This is a genomic window from Streptomyces macrolidinus, from assembly GCF_023887685.1.
Taxonomy (GTDB): domain Bacteria; phylum Actinomycetota; class Actinomycetes; order Streptomycetales; family Streptomycetaceae; genus Streptomyces; species Streptomyces macrolidinus.
On sequence record NZ_JAMWMR010000025.1, the window covers coordinates 83977 to 100849 of the forward strand.

General features: G+C 72.2%; 13 protein-coding genes and 1 pseudogene. 10 read left to right on the forward strand and 4 right to left on the reverse strand.

Features of this window, described 5'->3' with window-relative positions:
• Window positions 1–39: 39 nt before the first annotated feature.
• On the reverse strand, window positions 40–795 hold the full coding sequence (locus NGF19_RS24000; RefSeq protein ID WP_252427353.1) for a toll/interleukin-1 receptor domain-containing protein: 756 nt from the start codon (window positions 793–795) through the stop codon (window positions 40–42).
• An 83-nt stretch (window positions 796–878) separates the two neighbouring features.
• A complete protein-coding gene (locus tag NGF19_RS24005; RefSeq protein WP_252427354.1) occupies window positions 879–2171 on the reverse strand; it encodes a helix-turn-helix domain-containing protein in 1293 nt (430 codons plus the stop codon).
• Between the two features lie 305 nt (window positions 2172–2476).
• Here NGF19_RS24005 and NGF19_RS24010 point away from each other — a divergent pair, with 305 nt between their 5' ends.
• From NGF19_RS24010 to NGF19_RS24020, 3 genes are read left to right on the forward strand one after another with little or no spacing between them, the layout of a single operon-like run.
• Window positions 2477–2707 carry a FeoA family protein gene (locus tag NGF19_RS24010; RefSeq protein WP_252427355.1) on the forward strand — a complete coding sequence of 77 codons (231 nt, stop codon included), beginning with the start codon at window positions 2477–2479 and terminating at the stop codon, window positions 2705–2707.
• Window positions 2707–4974 (forward strand): ferrous iron transport protein B, encoded by a 2268-nt coding sequence (gene feoB / locus NGF19_RS24015; RefSeq protein WP_252427356.1) that lies wholly within the window; start codon window positions 2707–2709, stop codon window positions 4972–4974. Before NGF19_RS24010 ends, feoB begins: the two co-directional genes overlap by 1 nt.
• The gene (locus NGF19_RS24020) at window positions 4971–5312 is read left to right on the forward strand and encodes a FeoC-like transcriptional regulator (RefSeq protein ID WP_252427357.1); all 342 of its coding nucleotides are present in this window, start codon (window positions 4971–4973) and stop codon (window positions 5310–5312) included. Before feoB ends, NGF19_RS24020 begins: the two co-directional genes overlap by 4 nt.
• An 82-nt stretch (window positions 5313–5394) precedes the next feature.
• Here the strand turns inward: NGF19_RS24020 and NGF19_RS24025 are convergent, their stop codons facing one another.
• On the reverse strand, window positions 5395–6060 hold the full coding sequence (locus NGF19_RS24025) for a copper resistance CopC family protein (RefSeq protein WP_252427358.1): 666 nt from the start codon (window positions 6058–6060) through the stop codon (window positions 5395–5397).
• Between the two features lie 142 nt (window positions 6061–6202).
• Between NGF19_RS24025 and NGF19_RS24030 the strand changes: the two genes are divergently transcribed.
• The 6 genes from NGF19_RS24030 (at window position 6203) to NGF19_RS24055 (ending at window position 15225) form a co-directional block, all read left to right on the forward strand.
• Window positions 6203–6805: a copper chaperone PCu(A)C gene (locus tag NGF19_RS24030; RefSeq protein WP_252427359.1), complete on the forward strand. Its 603-nt coding sequence runs from the start codon at window positions 6203–6205 to the stop codon at window positions 6803–6805.
• A 10-nt stretch (window positions 6806–6815) separates the two neighbouring features.
• The gene (locus NGF19_RS24035) at window positions 6816–8096 is read left to right on the forward strand and encodes a Dyp-type peroxidase (RefSeq protein WP_252427360.1); all 1281 of its coding nucleotides are present in this window, start codon (window positions 6816–6818) and stop codon (window positions 8094–8096) included.
• Between the two features lie 131 nt (window positions 8097–8227).
• On the forward strand, window positions 8228–8608 hold the full coding sequence (locus tag NGF19_RS24040; RefSeq protein ID WP_252427361.1) for a CU044_2847 family protein: 381 nt from the start codon (window positions 8228–8230) through the stop codon (window positions 8606–8608).
• Between the two features lie 3 nt (window positions 8609–8611).
• Complete coding sequence (locus NGF19_RS24045; protein WP_252427362.1) at window positions 8612–10786, forward strand: VMAP-C domain-containing protein; 2175 nt, start codon at window positions 8612–8614, stop codon at window positions 10784–10786.
• The gene (locus NGF19_RS24050; protein ID WP_252427363.1) at window positions 10783–11733 is read left to right on the forward strand and encodes an AAA family ATPase; all 951 of its coding nucleotides are present in this window, start codon (window positions 10783–10785) and stop codon (window positions 11731–11733) included. The genes NGF19_RS24045 and NGF19_RS24050 overlap by 4 nt, the downstream gene beginning before the upstream one ends.
• Window positions 11734–11736: 3 nt before the next feature.
• Window positions 11737–15225 carry an SAV_2336 N-terminal domain-related protein gene (locus tag NGF19_RS24055; protein ID WP_252427364.1) on the forward strand — a complete coding sequence of 1163 codons (3489 nt, stop codon included), beginning with the start codon at window positions 11737–11739 and terminating at the stop codon, window positions 15223–15225.
• Window positions 15226–15334: 109 nt separating this feature from the next.
• On the opposite strand, the gene NGF19_RS24060 is transcribed toward NGF19_RS24055, so the two are convergent.
• Complete coding sequence (locus NGF19_RS24060) at window positions 15335–16102, reverse strand: GNAT family N-acetyltransferase (protein WP_252427365.1); 768 nt, start codon at window positions 16100–16102, stop codon at window positions 15335–15337.
• Between the two features lie 296 nt (window positions 16103–16398).
• Between NGF19_RS24060 and NGF19_RS24065 the strand changes: the two are divergent.
• Window positions 16399–16602: pseudogene (locus NGF19_RS24065) on the forward strand (Tn3 family transposase); the annotation flags it as partial.
• Window positions 16603–16873 lie beyond the last annotated feature (271 nt).

Here is a 16873-nt window from a genome sequence, read left to right on the forward strand (position 1 = left end):
GGCCCTGGGCGTGACCGAATCGTGTGTAGGGCGACCCGTTCACCCGTTGTCGCCGCCCTCGCGTCGGTCGGGCGCGCCGAACTGGTTCCGGACGTCTCCGTGATGGTCGCCCTCGTAGTACGTCATCCCGGCGCCCGAGAAGTTCCGATCACCCGAGACGTGGCGCGAGTTCTGGTAGATGTTCCCGTTTCCCGTGTGCACGGGCCCGTTGGATCCCTTGATGACGGTCCCGCCGACGTCTCCGGTGAAGTCACGGCTCTGTACGGCTGTTCCGTTGATGTCTCCGGTCGAGTTCGTCACCGAGCCGGGCACGAGCGTCGTGGCGGCGTCCCGGTCCAGGTCGTGCAGTTCGGCCAGCTCGGCCACCAGGTCGCCGAGGCGCTTCAGTCCCGTCTCGGTGTCGTGCCCGTCGAACGGGACGGACTGAAGGTCGGCCAACTGCGCGAGTTCGGCGGGCAGTCGGTCTCGGCTCAGCCGGTCCGTCTTCCGGCCGTCCAGTACGGGGACGACCGGGATCTCACATGTGAACGCCTCCAGGATCTCCTTGCGTACCCAGTCCTCCGGGTCGCGCAACCGGGACTGGAAGTTCGTCCAGTCCGGCCCGATGACCGCCAGGACCACGGAACTGCTCCGCAGACCGGTCAACAGGCCGTCGGGGTAAGGGCTTCCGGGGGCGATGGACTTCGAGGCACGGAAGATGCGATCGCGTCCGAAGCGGCGCGACAACTCGTGGTCGATCAGGGCCGCGGTCTTGTCACCGTCGCCCGTCCGGTAGTTGATGAAGACGTCGGTCATGGTGATGCTCCTTGTTCTGGTGGTGGGAAGCGCTCTTTCAGGTGTTGGGGAAGCGTTCGTTCAGGTAGCGGGGAAGGGTTCGTTCAGGTGGTGGGGAAGCGCGTCAACGTGCCGAGGCGAGCGGCCAGTCGGCGCACCGAAGCGTGATCGGCGTGGCGGCCCAGGACGCGGGCGAGACGCCGCAGATCGATCGTGACGGTCGCGGAGCGGACCGCTGCCACTCCGTCGAGCAGCGACGCCGTCAGCGCACAGGCCTCGTCGATCTCACCGGCGGATGCGAGAGCCAGCGCTCGCCGTACGCCGTACCGCGACTGGGTTCTCACTGCCTCGGGGGAGACCTGTGCGAGTTGCCGGGTCAGTTCCTCGGCCGCTTCCCGCGGTCGGCCGAGGTCGAACAGGCACCAGCCGGTGACCATGCCGACCGAGTCGGGCAGGTGCATGCTGCCGATCACCGGGGTGTCGGCGTCGCTCTCCTGGCGGTCCAGCAGGGTCCGCGCCCGGTCCAGAGCACGGAAACAGGCGCCGTACTGTCCGGCGAGGGCGTGGCCCTGCGCCTCGCGCTGCGCCGCCAGTCCGCGGATGCGCGGCGGGAGCGTGTCCCGCTGCGCGCGCTGGGCCAGGGCGACCGTCTGCTCCGCGTCCTCCTGGTACAGCGTGACCAACGCGCGGCGGACCAGCGCATACCCGGAGAGCGCCTGGTCACCGGCCGCCCCGGCGAGATCGACCGCGCGTTGTGTCCACCACAGTGCGGCTCGTTCGTCTCCGGTCTCCTGCACCAGCCATCCGATGTATTCGGCGTAGCGGGAGCCGAGAGCCAGCAGCTTGCCGCGCATACGGGGGTCGGCGTGCACGGACAGCTCCCGTAACGTGTGCGTCTGCGCGATCAGGCCCGGCAGCAGGAACCCGGGTTCCACGCTCTGGCCGAGCCGTCGGTAGTGCGTGAACAGCGAGCGGGACGCTTCGAGCATGCCGCCCCCGGCGGCCGGGGAGACGGCCCCCTGGCCACTCACACTCCAGCTCATCAGCGAGGCGGCACCCGCACCGACGACCTGTCGTCGGCCCATGGGCTGGAACCAGCTCGAACCGTCCGGAGACAGGTGCATCATCCACTCCTCCTCATCGAAGCCACTGGGTGCCACCGCCTCCGGCGTCCCGGCGGCGGGCGCGGCGACCAGGGCGATCAGCGCTCCGTCGGCTCGCAGGGCCGCGTCGCACAGTCGAGCGAGATCACGGCTGGGCGCCTTGAGGCCTCGTTCGACCTTGCTGAGCTGTGCCTTGCTGTAGTGCACGGCGGTGGAGAGCGCGGTGAGGCTGAGACCGGCCTCCAGACGCCGTTTCCTCAACTCCTCACCGAAGCGGGTGGACGGCTGCGGCACGAAGAACCTCCATGACCGTCCGTCCAGGTGAACGGGGTTGCCGCACGAAAGCGTGCGACAACCCCGGCTGGACGGACAAGGCGAACGGTGCTGTTTCCCGTTTCCTTTCCCGTGGACGCGACGCGGTATGGGGCCGACGCGACGCCATACGAGACCGACACGACGTGGTACGAGGCTGCGGTACGAGGCGTCCGGATTCCGGTGGCCGAGAACCGGCGGACGGCTTGAACGCACCCCCGCCTTCCGGTGCCGAGTTAGGCACGCCTAGCCTTGGTTCGTCCGATCGGACGCTAGGGAGGATGTCCATGCGCCTGCGCGACTGTGCCCCGGGAGACCGGCTCACCCTGCGTCGTCTCCGCGTGCGCGCCGGGGAACGGCTGCGGCTGCTGGAACTCGGCTTCGTACCGGGTGCGCTGCTGCACGTGATCGCCCGCGGAGCCACCGGCGGGCTGCTGGTGGGCCTGGGCGACGCACGGGTCGCCCTCGACGGCGCCACCGCGGGCGCGCTGCTGGTCGAGCCGGACGTGGCCCGCTGATGGCGCTCCAGGACCGGGCCGCCGGACTGCGCCGCGCCACCCGCGCCACGATGCTGGAGAAGCCCTGCTGCGACCCGGTGGAGGACGCCGGAGACGTCGCCGTACGGGGCGAGGTGCCCCGGGTGGCCCTCGTGGGCAACCCCAACGTCGGCAAGTCGACCCTGTTCAACGCGCTCACCGGCGCCCGCCAGCACGTGGGCAACTGGCCGGGCAAGACCGTTCACGTCGCCCGCGGCACCTGGCGCCCGGAGCCCACCGCGTACACCGACGGGCTGACCCTGATCGACCTTCCGGGCACCTACAGCCTCGTACCTCGCTCCCCGGACGAGGAACTCACCCGCGACCTGCTCGTGGACCACGGCCTCGACGGCCGTCCCGAGGTGGTCGTGGTGACCGTCGACGCGGCCAACCTCGCCCGCAACCTCTACTTCCTCAGCCAGGTCCTGGACACGGGCGTCCCGGTGGTGGTCGCCCTCACCATGGTCGACGTGGCCCGCGCCCGCGGCCTGAAGGTCTCCGCCGAGTCACTGGCCGACGCCTTGGGCACCCCCGTCGTCGCGGTCCTCCCGCACCAGGGGCAGGGCCTGGACGACCTGGCCGAGGCTGTGTGCGCCATGCTCGCGGACCCTCGTCCGCCTCGCCCCGCCGATCTCGGCAGCGCCCTTGAGGAGGAGACCGCGGCGCTCACCTCGCTGGTGGCGGTGGGACTCGGGGAGCGCTACGCCCCGCGGTGGCTGGCACTCGCGTTGCTGTGCGGCGAGCCCGTCCCCACCGTCCCCGAGGGACTGCGCGAGCAGGCCCGCGAGGCCGGGCGGCGCCTGCTTCCCGCCGACCCGGAGAGCGCTGCCCCGGAGAGCGCTGCCCCGGACAGCACGGCCACAGACAGCCCCGACCGCCCGGCCGACCTCGGAGAACTGCCGGAGGACGACCCCGAGACGCTGGTCGCGGAGGCCCGCTACGCCTGGGCGCACCGGGTGCTCGCCGCCGCCGTCGACCGCCGTGCCGCCGACCGTCCCACCCTGACGGACCGGGTCGACCGGGTGCTGACCTCCCGATGGCTGGGCATCCCGGTCTTCCTCGCCGTCATGTGGGGCGTCTTCACCGCCACCACCACGCTGGCGGTCCCCCTCCAGGACGGCTTGCAGGCACTGCTCGACGGTCCGGTCAACCGCGCCGCGACCGCCGTTCTGGAGGCGGTGCACGCACCCGGCTGGCTCTCCGGACTGGTGCTGAACGGACTGGTCGGCGGCGTCGGGCAGTTGCTCACCTTCGTACCGCTGATGGCGATCATGTTCGTGCTGCTGGCCCTGCTGGAGGACTCCGGCTACATGGCCCGCGCCGCCTTCGTCGTCGACCGGGTGATGCGCCTCATCGGTCTGCCGGGCCGCGCCTTCCTGCCTCTCATCGTCGGCTTCGGCTGCAATGTGCCCGCGCTGGCCGGGACCCGCATCCTCGCCCATCGCGGCCACCGGCTGCTGGTCGGCATGCTCATCCCCTACGTCACCTGCAGCGCCCGGCTGACGGTCTACGTCCTGCTCGCCAGTGTCTTCTTCGGCAGCCGGGCGGGCACCGCGGTCTTCGCCATGTACGTGCTGTCCATCCTGCTGGTCATCGGGATCGGCCGGCTGCTGCGCCGGGTCCTGTTCCGTGACCTCGCGGACGAGCCGCTGGTACTGGAGCTGCCGCCGTACCGCAGGCCGACCGCGCGGGTGGTGGGCATGCAGTCCTGGCAGAAGCTGAACGCCTTCCTGCGTACGGCGGGTGGTGTCATCGTCGCCACCGTCGCCGCAGTGTGGCTGCTCTCGGCGATCCCGCTCGGCGGCGGCCAGGGCGGTTTCGGCAAGGTCCCGCTCGAGCACAGCGTCTTCGGCGGTACCGCGCGGACCATCGCCCCGGCGTTCGAACCGGCCGGGTTCGGCGACTGGCACTCCTCGGCCAGTCTGATCACCGGGTTCGTCGCCAAGGAGGCCGTGGTCTCCACGATGGCGCAGACGTACGAGGTGCAGCAGCCGGGCGACAACCACCACGCGGGCTCGCTCGGCACCGCTCTGCGGTCCACGTTCGAGCGCACCTCGCACGGTCACACGGTGCCCGCCGTGCTCGCCTTCATGGTCTTCCTGCTCGCCTACACGCCCTGTATGGCGACACTCGCCGCGCAGCGGGCGGAGATCGGCACCCGGCTCACCATGCTGGGCACCGGCATCCAACTGGCCGTCGCCTGGCTGCTGGCGGTGACGGTGTACCAGATCGGAGCACTGCTGTGGTGAGCCTGCCGTGGCGACGCCACGCACCGGCCCCCGCGCCGTCCCCGGTCGGCGGGGGCGCGCTGCGCGCCGTACTCGCCGAGATCCGCGCCGCCCGTGGTGGCGGGGTGAGTCTGACGGAGGTGGCTCAGCGGGTGGGGGTCAGCCGGGAGGAGGCCGAGGCGATGGTGGAGTACTGGGTCCAGCGCGGCGCCCTCGCCACCACCGACCTCGGCCGGGGTTGCGCCTCCGGCGGCTGCGGCGGCTGCCCGTCCGCGGCCCGGGACGGGGGACCCGGCTGCGGGACGGACGGCCCCTCGGGACCCGTGCTGGTGGCGATCACCGTACGGCCCCGCTCCTGAACGACCTCGCTGATCGCGGGCGTACGGATTCGGGGCGGCGTACGAATGCACAGCGGCGTACGGATTCGGGGCAGGGACTCGGTCACGGCTGAGGACGGTCCGAGGAATCGCCGTTCTCTCCATGTGGTGCCCCAGGAGCGGCGGCGGACCGGCGGAGTCCGATGACCAGGAGGGTGATCGTGGCGACCACCAGGGCGCCCGCCGCGGCCCACCAGGGCCAGTCCGGCGCGTCGTCCGTGCCTGTGCCCGTGTCTGTGCCTGTGCCCGCGCCCGTGTCCGTGGAGGTCACCGGTGGCGCGGAGGCGGGGGAGGTCTCAGTGGCCGGTGGCGACGCGGGCGTGGGCTGGGCGGGGGCCGTCTTGTCGGTGTTGGTGAACGTGTAGCGGCCCTGCATCGGTGCCCCGTCGGCCGCGATGGTGCGCCAGGTGACCTGGATCCTGCCGCCGGGCAGCGCACTGACCTTCTGCCGTACGTCGGTGCCCGTCACCGTCGCCGCGCCGTCGCTGTAGGACGTCCCGTCGAGGCCGGCGACCACGACCGTCGTGTACTCCTGGCTGATCGGGCTGTCGAACGTCAGCGTGACCGCGGTGGGTGTCTTCGCCACCTCGGTGTCGGCGGCGGGGCTGGAGTCGAGCAGTTGCGCGTGCGCCCATGCCGGTGACGCGGGCAGGAAGACCCACAGCATGGCCAGCAGGAGTGCCGTGAGGGCCGGTACGGCGACCGGACGGGAGAGGGCTCGTCGCTTCACATACCAGTACGTCGGCCGGGGCCGCCCGAAAGTTCCCGCGCATACGTCGTGAACTCCCGGGAACTTTCGCGCGACCCGCGCCGACTACTGCTGTGACTGCGGGACCGATGCCGCAACCGAACCGAAGAAGGCCGATCACGCCATGCGTACCTCCGCCACCCACACCGCTCAGGGTCGCTACGCCCGCCTGCGCCTCCTCGCCGCCGCCGTGACCGCCGGGGCGATATCCCTCACCACCCTCACGGCCTGTGGCTCGAGCGACGACTCGTCCTCGTCGTCGTCCTCGTCCCCCTCCTCCACTGCGAGCACCCCCGCCAAGGCCGCGGCCCCGGTGACCGTGCAGGACCCGTGGGCGAAGGCCGCCGACTCCGGGATGACGGCCGTCTTCGGCACCCTGGTCAACACCACCGACTCCAAGGTCACGGTGGTGTCCGCCACTTCGACCGTCTCGAAGAAGACGGAGCTGCACGAAGTCGCCGACGTCGAGGGCAAGCCCGTCATGCGGCCCAAGAAGGGCGGCTTCGTCATCCCCGCCCAGGGCAACCACCAACTCCAGCCCGGCGCCGACCACTTGATGCTCATGGGCCTGGACAAGGCCGTGAAGCCGGGTGACGAGGTCACCGTGACCCTGACGCTCAAGGACGGCAAGACCGTGCGCTTCACCGCCGTCGCCAAGGCCTTCGCGGGCGGCAAGGAGAACTACAGCTCCGGCATGGACTCCGACATGAAGATGAAGAAGGACTGACCTCCCGGCCATGGACGACACCCCCATCGACCCCGCCCCAACCACCACCGCGGCCGAGGGCACCACCGGGGTCAGCCGCCGCCGACTGCTGACCGGCGGCGCGCTCACCGTCGGCGGGGCCCTGGCCGGAGCCGGCATCGGCGTCGCCGCGACCGGCGACAGCGGCGGCCCAACCCCCGACCCTGGTCAAGCACGACCGAAGGAGGCCGCGTACGGCGCGCAGAAGGTCCCCTTCCACGGACGGCATCAGGCGGGCATCGCCACCCCGGCGCAGGCCCACGGTGTGTTCCTCGGCTTCGAGTTGGCCAGGACGGTGGACCGCGCGGCCCTCGGCCGGATGATGCGCCTGCTCACCGACGACGCCGTACGGCTCACCCGCGGCCAGGCGGCGCTCGCCGACACCGAGGCGGAACTCGCGGCGCTGCCCGCCCGGTTGACGGTCACCTTCGGGTTCGGCCCCGGTCTCTTCAAGGCCGCCGGACTCGACGACCAGCGGCCCGCGTCGCTCACGCCCCTGCCCCGCTTCCCCATCGACCGGCTCCAGGACCGCTGGAGCGGCGGCGATCTGCTGATCCAGATCTGCGCCGACGACCCACTCACCGTCGCGCACGCCCAGCGGATGCTCACCAAGGACGCGCGCACGTTCGCCCGGCTGCGCTGGGCCCAACGCGGCTTCCGCCGTGGGCGCGGCGTCCAGAACGACGGCGTCACCCAGCACAACCTCATGGGCCAGCTCGACGGCACCGCCAACCCGCCACCCGGCGGCGACATCTTCGCCAAGTCCGTGTGGACGGACAGTGGCCCCGCCTGGCTGCGCGGCGGCGGCACGACCCTCGTACTGCGGCGTATCCGTATGGAGTTGGAGACCTGGGACGCCGCCGACACCAAGGCCAAGGAGTTCACGGTCGGCCGACGGCTCGGCAGCGGCGCCCCGCTCACCGGCACGGTGGAGGCCGATGCGCCGGACTTCGAGGCCAAGGACAAGCTCGGCTTCCCGGTCATCTCCGAGTTCGCCCACATCCGCCGGGCGCATGTGACGGACGACCGCATGCGGATCTTCCGTAGGCCCTACAACTACGACGACGCCCCGGCCGCCGACGGACGGCCCGACACCGGGCTGCTGTTCGCCTCCTTCCAGCGGGACATCGGCGAGCAGTTCCTGCCGATCCAGCGCCGTCTCGCCGCCTCCGATCTCCTCAACCAGTGGACCACCCCGATCGGTTCCGCCGTCTTCGCCGTCCCACCCGGCTGCGCACCCGGCGGCTGGATCGGCGAGTCCCTGTTGGGGTAGCCCGCCGCGCGGCCGAGGAGCGGCCGAGGAGCAGCCGCCTGCCGGTATTCCGGGTCACGGAAGCGTTGCACGTGATCCGGAATATCCTCTTCCGGGTTCTCGGTGGTGCCGTCATCGGCACAATGGCAAGGGTGTCGGACTTCAGTGAACTCCAGTTGGCGGACGGGACGTCCGTCCGGTTCCAGCTCATCCCGCAGGACGGCGAGGTCGACCTCGCCGAACCGGCCGAGGACCTCCCGGAAGGCATGGGGGCCACGGTTCCGGTGTCCCGGGGCGGGCGGCGTGTCGCCGACCGCGCCGTCGAGACCCTGCGCACCGCACTGCGGCCGTTGGGGCCGATCGTTCAGGAGATCCACGACGCCGTGGTGAGTGCGGACCAGCCGCCCCAGGAGATCAACGTCACCTTCGGCGTGCAGATCGGGCAGGACCTCAAGCTGGGCTTCGTCGCGGGGAACGGGCAGGCTCATCTGACGGTCTCGGCCACCTGGCGGCCCGTGCCCGCCGAGGACTGACGGATGGGCTGGTTCATGAAGGCGGGCCCGTCGGCCGCGGCGGACCCGCGTCACTGCGTGGTCTCCGTGCTGGAGCCCGTCGGCTCCCAGAGCGTCGGCGCGGGCGTCCTGCTGACCCCGGACCACCTGCTGACCTGTGCCCACGTCGTCAACGACGCGCTGGGACGACGACCGTTCGATCCGCGGCACCCGGGCGACGACGCCGTGCCGGTCGCCGTGCACGGCCGGGCCCGCACCTCCAGGGTCGACGCCCGGGTGACCCACTGGGTGCCCGCGCGCCGCCGGGACGGCGCGCCGGGCGTCCCCGGGGCCAAGGACCACGAGTGGCTGGGCGACCTGGCGGTCCTGCGTCTGGAGACCGGACCGCACCACCAGATGCCGCCGCCCCAGTGGCTGCCGATGGCGATCGGCCAGTCGCTGCGCGCCTGGCACAGCAGCGGCAGGAGCCACACGTTCGCGGACGTGCGGGTCAAGTCCTGTGACGAGGCGGTCGGTTACGTCGACGGCGACGCCACCGGCATGGCGATCGGCCCCTCGTACAGTGGCTGCCCGCTGTGGTCGATCGCGGACAACGCGGTGGTGGGCATCGTCGCCGGACATGTCATGCCGCCCCACGACCCGGTCACCGGCCGGCCGTTGCCCCACAGCTCCCAGCACGTCGCGCGGCGTAGCTGGAGCATCCCCTGGCAGCGCATCGAGGCCGAGCTGAGGACGGTCGGCGCGGGCACGCTGTTCGAGACTCCGGAACCCGACCCGGACGATCCGGCGTACGAGATGCTCGAACACCTGCTGGACCGGTACATGCCGGCCTCGGGGCTGCGCAGCGAGCATGCGCGTGCCGTCGCGGAACACTGCGGATACGAAGTCCACGACAGTCTGTCCGCGCCCACCACCGAGGAGTTCGCGGCGCTGCTGCTGACGGAGCCGCGGGCGCTGGCCGCGCTGACGGAGGTGCTGCACCGACGGGAGCCGGCGGCGGTGCCCCCGCTGCTGGCGGCCGGCCGGATGTCGCAGGTGCCCCGGCTGCTGTCCCCGCGCGAGCACCACAAGCTGACGCGCCATCTGGACGCCCTGCCCGCGCCGTTGCGCAACCGGCTGCCCGAAGTGGCGCGTGCCGCACTGCCGTTGGCCGCCGCGCTGCCCACGGGCGAGGGCGTCAAGGGGCTCCTGGACCACCTGGAGTGTCTCACCGGCGACAGCCGTACGGACGCCGACGGTCTGCGGGTGCCGGGGCTGCTGCGCGTGGTGGAGTACCTGGCCGCGCTCGCACCGTCCGCGCAGCAGGCGTCCCTGCGGCTGTGGACGATGTCCGTCGTGGACCGGCTGGGCATCCCCCACACCTCGCTCCTGGAGCGCCGCACGGACGCCGAGGAGTGGGCGCGCGCGGCGCGGGGGCGGACGGCCGCGGTCTGGGTGACGGCCCGGGTGGAGCGGGCGGGTGCGGACCGCTATCGGTTACGGGTGTGGTGCGACGAGGGCGGCGGCCCCCGCCGGACGACGACGGACACCGGGGCCGCCCGCTCGGGTGCCGAGGTGGCCCGGGAGCTGCTCGGGGTGCTGGAGTCGCTGTACCGGGCGGCGCCCGACCGGGACCGGCCGGTGCTGGAACTCCTGGTTGGACGGGACGAGTTGAACCTGGCCGTGGACGAGTGGGGCATGACCGACCCCGACGGCCATCAGTTCGGGCCCGACGAACTGCCGGGGGTGCTCGGCGCCGAGTTCCCCGTCGTCGTCACCTGCCCGGAACTCCTGCGCCGTCACGAACGTTTCCATCCCGACTGGCGCCACCGCTGGAGACTTCTCGACTCGGACGCGTTGTTGACGTTCGACGACCCCTCGCAGGGGCGCAGTGAGGTCTATGGCGCCCTGTTGGCCGAGAAGGACGCCGTCCGGGTCGCCGTGGACGTTCCCCCGCGTTCACGTGACGAGATCGTGCAGACGTGCCTGCTGATGGGGGTGCCCGTGGTGATGTGGGACCGCGAGCGGGTCGACCGCTCCCCTGCCCTGGCCCGGCTGTCACCGGTGCCGGTGCGCACGCTGCCGGAGGGCACGCGCGCGTACCGGGCGATGCGGCTGGGCAGTCCCCATCAGTACGCGGGCCGCCCCGTCCTCGCCTGGTCGGACGCGGACCGCTCGTTGCCCCGGCTGCAACTGGCAGAACCCCAGGAGAACGGATGACCACGTCGGCACACGGCAGTTGGCGGATCTTTCGCGGAGACGGTGTGGCCCGCCCGGTCACCATGCCGCCCGCTCCCCCGTGGCGGCGCTTCAGCCCCGGCGGCCGTACGGCCGGACCGCTGCCCTACCTGGTCGCGCCGGAGCACGCGGACATCGTCAACGCGGCCCTGCATCTGCGCCGCCCGCTGCTCGTGACCGGCCCGGCGGGCACGGGCAAGTCCTCACTGGCCCGCGCGGTGGCGCATGAGCTGAGCCTCGGCGAACTGCTGCGCTGGCCGGTCAACAGCCGCTCCAGCGTGCACGAGGCGCTCTACCAGTACGACGCGATCGGGCGGTTGCGGGAGACCACGCTGAGCCGGGACCGGGGCGAGGCGGAACCCTCCATCGGCACGTTCATCCGGCTCGGCCCGCTCGGCACCGCGCTCGCCCCGCACCGCACCCCGCGCGCCCTGCTGGTGGACGAGATGGACAAGGGGGACGTGGACCTGCCCAACGATCTGCTGACGGTGTTCGAGGAGGGCGTCTTCGAGATCCCCGAACTCGCCCGCCTGCCCGAGGAGTTCGCCGAGGTGGAGGTGCTGACGGCCGACCACCGGGGAGTGGTGACGGTACATCAAGGCCGCGTGGAGTGCCTGGAGTTCCCCGTCGTCATCATCACCAGTAACGGCGAGCGGGACTTCCCGCCCGCCTTCCTGCGCCGCTGTATCCGGCTCGATCTGCCGATGCCCGACGAGGAGCGGCTGCGGTCCATCGTCGCCGCGCATCTCGGGCCGGAGATCCTGCCGGACGTGGACGATCTGCTCCAGGCGTTCCTGCGCCGCCGCGCCCCTGGTGAACTCGCCACCGACCAACTCCTCAACGCGGTGTTCCTGCGCACCAGCGGCGTGGATCTGGACGCCGACGGGCTGCTGGACGCCGTCCTGCACCAGCTCACGGGAACGGTGTGAACCGTGCCGGGGACGGGGGGAGAGCACGCGGGCGACCGGCTCGGCGCGCTCCTGCGGGTCCTGAAGGGGGTCGGCTACGACCCTGATCCGCAGGAGGTGCTGGACATGCTGTGGCTGGCCGGGCGCCTGCCCCGCGACGGCCAGGACCTGCCCCTGCCCCGGCTGTTGGGCCGCACGGCACCTTCGGCCCGGCCCGCGCCCCCGGAGCCACCGGAACCGGACGAGCGACCGGAACCGGAGAAGCGGCCGGACGAGGACGAGGAACCGGGCACCCTGCGGTCCGGCCCCGAACTGCCCCCGCTGACACGGCCGGAGCTGCACGCCGCGCCGCAACTCCCGCACCTGCCCGACCTGCCGACCGCACCGCCCCCGTCGGCCCCGGACCCGGGCCCGTCGGCGCTGCCCCTCCTCGTCCCGGAAGAGAAGGCCCTGCGCGAGGAGTTGGCCATCGGGCGGGCACTGCGAGCGCTGAAGCGCAAACGGCCCAACCCCCGGCTGCACGAGGTGGACGAGGCGGCCACGGCCGCCCAGCTCGCCGAGACCCGGCTGCCCGACGTCGTGCTCCGGCCGCGTCAAGAGCGCTGGCTGAACCTCGTCCTGGTGGTCGACGACGGCCTGTCCATGCTGCTGTGGCACCGGCTCACCGCCGAGTTGCTCGCGACCCTCCAGCGCATCGGTGCCTTCCGCTCGATCCAGGTCCGCGGCCTCGACACCCGCACCCCCGGCGGCCCGACACTGCGCGGCCATCCGTTCGACCCGGCCGGCTCCGTGCTGTCGCCCTCCTCGCTGGTCGACCCGTCCGGGCAGACCCTGGTCTTCGTCGTGAGCGACGGCATGGGCTCCGGCTGGCGCAGCGGCGCGGTCCACGACGCCCTGCTGACCTGGGCGAAGAACGGCCCGGTGGCGATCCTGCACACGCTGCCGCCCGCGCTGTGGGACGGCTCCGGCATCCAGGCCGACCGCTGGCAGGCCACCACCCGCAGGCCCGGCGGCGCGGGCACGGCCTGGCGGATCAGCGACCCTGTCCTCCCCATCGAGTTCAGCGGTCTGCCCATCCCGGTGCTGGAGCCGACCGCCGGGTCCCTGCGCGCCTGGAGCGAGCTGCTGACCTCGCCGGGCACCACCGTGCAACTCCCCCTGCTGACCCGGCCCCGCCAGCACGCCCCGCTCGCCTCCCGCCAGGTGGGCAGCCTCCAGCACTTCCGGGACGCGGCCTCACCCGAGGCCTATCGGCTCGCCGCTCATCTCGCCGCAGTCGCCCCGCTGACCGTGCCGGTGATGCGGCTGGTGCAGTCCGCGGTGCCCTGGCAGGCGGGCACCGCCCATCTGGCCGAGGTCTTCCTCGGCGGCCTGGTGCGTCCCCGACCGGCGCCGGTCCCCGGACCGCTGCCCGCCAAGCATCGCGTCTTCGACTTCACCGAGGAGTCCAAGACGGCCCTGCTGGACGCCGTCCCCAGCGGTGAACTGGTGCGCACGAGCCGCCGGATCGGTCGCCGCCTGGAGCAACTGGCGGGCCGTTCCCCGGACTTCCCGGCCTGGCTCGCCCATCCGGACGGAACGGACCGGCTGCCGAGCGGATCGTCCGCCTTCACCGCCGTGGAGCAACGGCTGATGCACCGGTTCGGGATCCGCCCGCCGACCCCGGTCTCCGCTCCCGAGCCACCGCCGCGGGTGCTCCGGCCGCCGGTCTGGCACGAACTCACCGCGCAGGACCCGGTCCGGCTCGGCCCGTACACGCTGCGCGGGCGTCGGCCGGGCCGCCGTACGATCGTCTACCTCGGCCACGCACCGCGCCTCGGTGAGGTGGCGCTGCGCACCGTACGGCCCGAACTTCCGCTGTCCACCGCGCAGTTGCTGGCCACCGAGGCGGAGGCCCTACGGCGGATGGGCGGCCGATACGCCCCCGAACTGCTCGACGCCGACCTGGACGGCCGCCCCGCCTGGATCGCGGTACGGCTCTTCCCCACGGTCGACACCGCCACGGCCCAGCCGCCCCGCCTGAGCGATCTGCTGAGCTACGTCGGTCCCGAACGGACGAGCGCCTTCGACCTGCTCACCAGCCTCCAGATCGGCTTCCACCTGGCCACCGCGCTGAGCATCTGCCATCTCAACGAACTGGTCCCCGCCGATCTGGCGGCGGACTCGGTCGTGGTGCTGCAGCGGACAGTGCTGCTGACCGGGCTGTCGGACTGCGCCGTCGACGGTGAGTACCACGGCGCCGGGGCCCCGCCCACCAAGGAAGACAACATCAGGGCCCTCGGTGAACTCCTCCGGATGGTCAGCAGCCTTCCCCGGATGCCGTTGCACGGCCTGCCCGAGGGCATGCACCTGTGGTCGGGCGACACCTGGCAGCATCTGCGCGAACTCGTCCTGCGCTGCCTGGACTCCGATCCGGCGGTACGTCCGGCGGCCGGTGAGGTGGCCGACAAGCTCGCCCAGTACGTGGCGATCGCGGCGGCGCTGGCAGGCAGGGCGTGGCCCGCACCGGGCGCCGACGCGGACGCACCCGAGGCGTCTCGCACACGGGTGGCGCCGCCCGCGCTGACACCGGGCCCGGCGGACCTCGTGGCAGCGCCGACGAGCGGCCCGGAGGAAGCGATCCGGCTCACCGGCGACACCGAAGGGGAGGTACGGGTACCGAGGGTGGAGAGCAAGCCGCCCCGGCCGCCCTCCTTCGGCTACTTCGACCGGACGGCACGCGACCACAGGCTGGCGCTGGCGCACCGCCGTCTGCCGTACAGCCGCCGGATCACGCTGGTCGGGGCGCGGCCCCACTCCGGGCGGCTCACCACGACGGTCGTCCTCGGTTCGCTCTTCGTGGCGCTGCGTCAACAGGCGGCGCTGGCCCTGGACGGGGCGCCGTACACCGGAGACCTGCACAGCCATCTGCCGCCGAACGCCTCCTCGACCCCGCGCACGCTGACCCGGCTGGCGTCGGACGCTCCGTACGAGGAGGTGTGGCGCAGCACGAGCATCCTGCCCTCCGGTCTGCATGTGCTGGCCCACCGCGCGCTGCGGGCCACGTCGAGCGCGGCGTACGCCGACGAGTACCGGCACATCCTGTCCCTGGCGGCCCGGTACTACCCGGTCGTGCTGATCGACTGGGCGGCGGAGCGCTTCGACGACATGGCGGACACCGTGCTCCAGCACACCGATCAGTTGGTCGTGTGCACCTCGCTCCCGCATAAGGAGGACCCCGTCGCCGGGCTCCTGGACGGGCTGCGCGACCGCGGCTGGGGCGGGCTGGCCGACGGCGCCGTGGTCACCGTGAGTCAGACCGTAAGCAACGAGTCCGTGTCCGGGCTCGCCCGCTCCGGGCTTCTGGAACGCTACCGGGACCTGGTCGTCGTCCCCTTCGACCCTCATCTGGCGTCCGGGCGTGCGATCCACCTCTCCCGGCTCAAGACCCGTACGGCCAACGCCTTCCTCGACCTGGCGGCGCTGGTGATGACGGACCCGGACGATCCGTCGCCGACCGAGGTAGAGGCATGAGCGCCCTCGGCAAGGCCGACACGACGAGCGCGGACGAGGCGTACGGCGGGCCTGAACCGCCCCGCCCCGTCGGCTCGCTCTTCCGTATCCGACGCGCCCCGTCGTACGGTCAGGGCCGCCGCTCCGGGGGCAGGGACAGGTAGAGGCGCTTGCCCTGCGGCCGGTAGCCGATCCGCTCGTAGACACGGCGGGAGCCGTCGCCGGAGTACTCCAGCCATACCGAGCCCGCCCCTTGGGCGAACATGGCTTCGGTCAGCGCGGCGGTGACCGCGGCGGCGATGCCCCGGCCACGGTAGGCCGGGCGGGTCCCGACGCCCGCCAGTTCGGCGGTGTCCTCGGCCACGGCGGAGCAGGACGCCCCACCGGCACAACCACCGTCCCGGGCGCGGACGAAGCGCACGGCCCCGCCGTTCTCCTGGACCCGCCGCAGCACGGCGGCTCCCGCCCCGGAGGAGTCCAGGGGTTCGCCGAACGCCTCGGCGAGCGCGGCATCGAGCGCGGCGTAGTCCTCGTCGATGATGGGAGTCTCCACGCGTGGCGCATCGACGAACTGAGGCACCGTCAGAGTGTCCGGGGTACAGACGAGATACTCCTGCACCTCCTCGGTACCGAAGCCCGCCGCTCGTAGCGCGGGCTCCACGCTCGGCGCCGCGTTCGGCGCGAACTCCAGCCGGGGCAGCAGGCCGCGCTCCCGGAAGGCCTCGATCAGGGCCGCCACGTCCCGCTCGGTCGGTTCCGAACCAGGCAGCGGAGTCGCGTAGTTGACGTACGGGTTGTCGGTATCGGGCGTGAACCCCGCGACGAACCCGCCGACCTCGACGACGGCGGGGCGCCTGCGGAGATGGGCTACGGCGAAGCGCTGGACCTGTATGTCCACGGTGGGGTACCTCGTGAGGATGACGGACGAGCCCAGGAGGGCTCGGCGTACTCGGGCAGGGGCGGGTGCGATATGACGAAGCGTCAGGCACATCGAACATCGTGGGCCGCCGTGGGACGGGCGCGGCGAGCCTTCCACGCCCCGCGGCGGCGATCAAGCCAATTGTCCGGAACTCCTCGTCACTCGCGAGAGATGCTGCTGGACTCCGCCCGCGCATACCTGCACCGCCTGCGGCAAGGTCGGCCAAGCCAACTCCCTCGGCCCGGCCGGGGCGCTCGCCGGGCCACCGCCGAAAACTGGTGTTGTTCAACACGCGGTACATGGACGCCGCGGTGAACCAACTGCGTGCGGACGGCTTCGACGTCCGTGACGAGGACGTGGCAGTCTCGCCGTTTGTGAGGCATCACATCAACATGCTCGGCCGGTACTCCTTCCAGCTTCCCGACCTGCTCGGCGGCCTGCGTCCGCTTCGCGATCCGGACGCCACCGACGAGGAGTGACCGGCCCTGGCCTGCGCTGCCGGATGGGAGGACCCTGGGGTCATGGCCAGGAGGTACGTCCGGCGGTGCGGTCAGTGCGGTATGGAGCTGCCCAAGGGCAGCAGGCGGTCGCGCCGGTACTTTGCGACTCGGCCTGTCGTACAAGGGCCTGACGGGTGACACGGGCCCGCTGGGCGGCGATCGACGCCAGCAGTGAGGCGACGCGGACTTCCTCGGATGAGGCCTCGACAGCGTGAGCGTTGCTGTTTAGGATCACGGGCACGGCATCGCG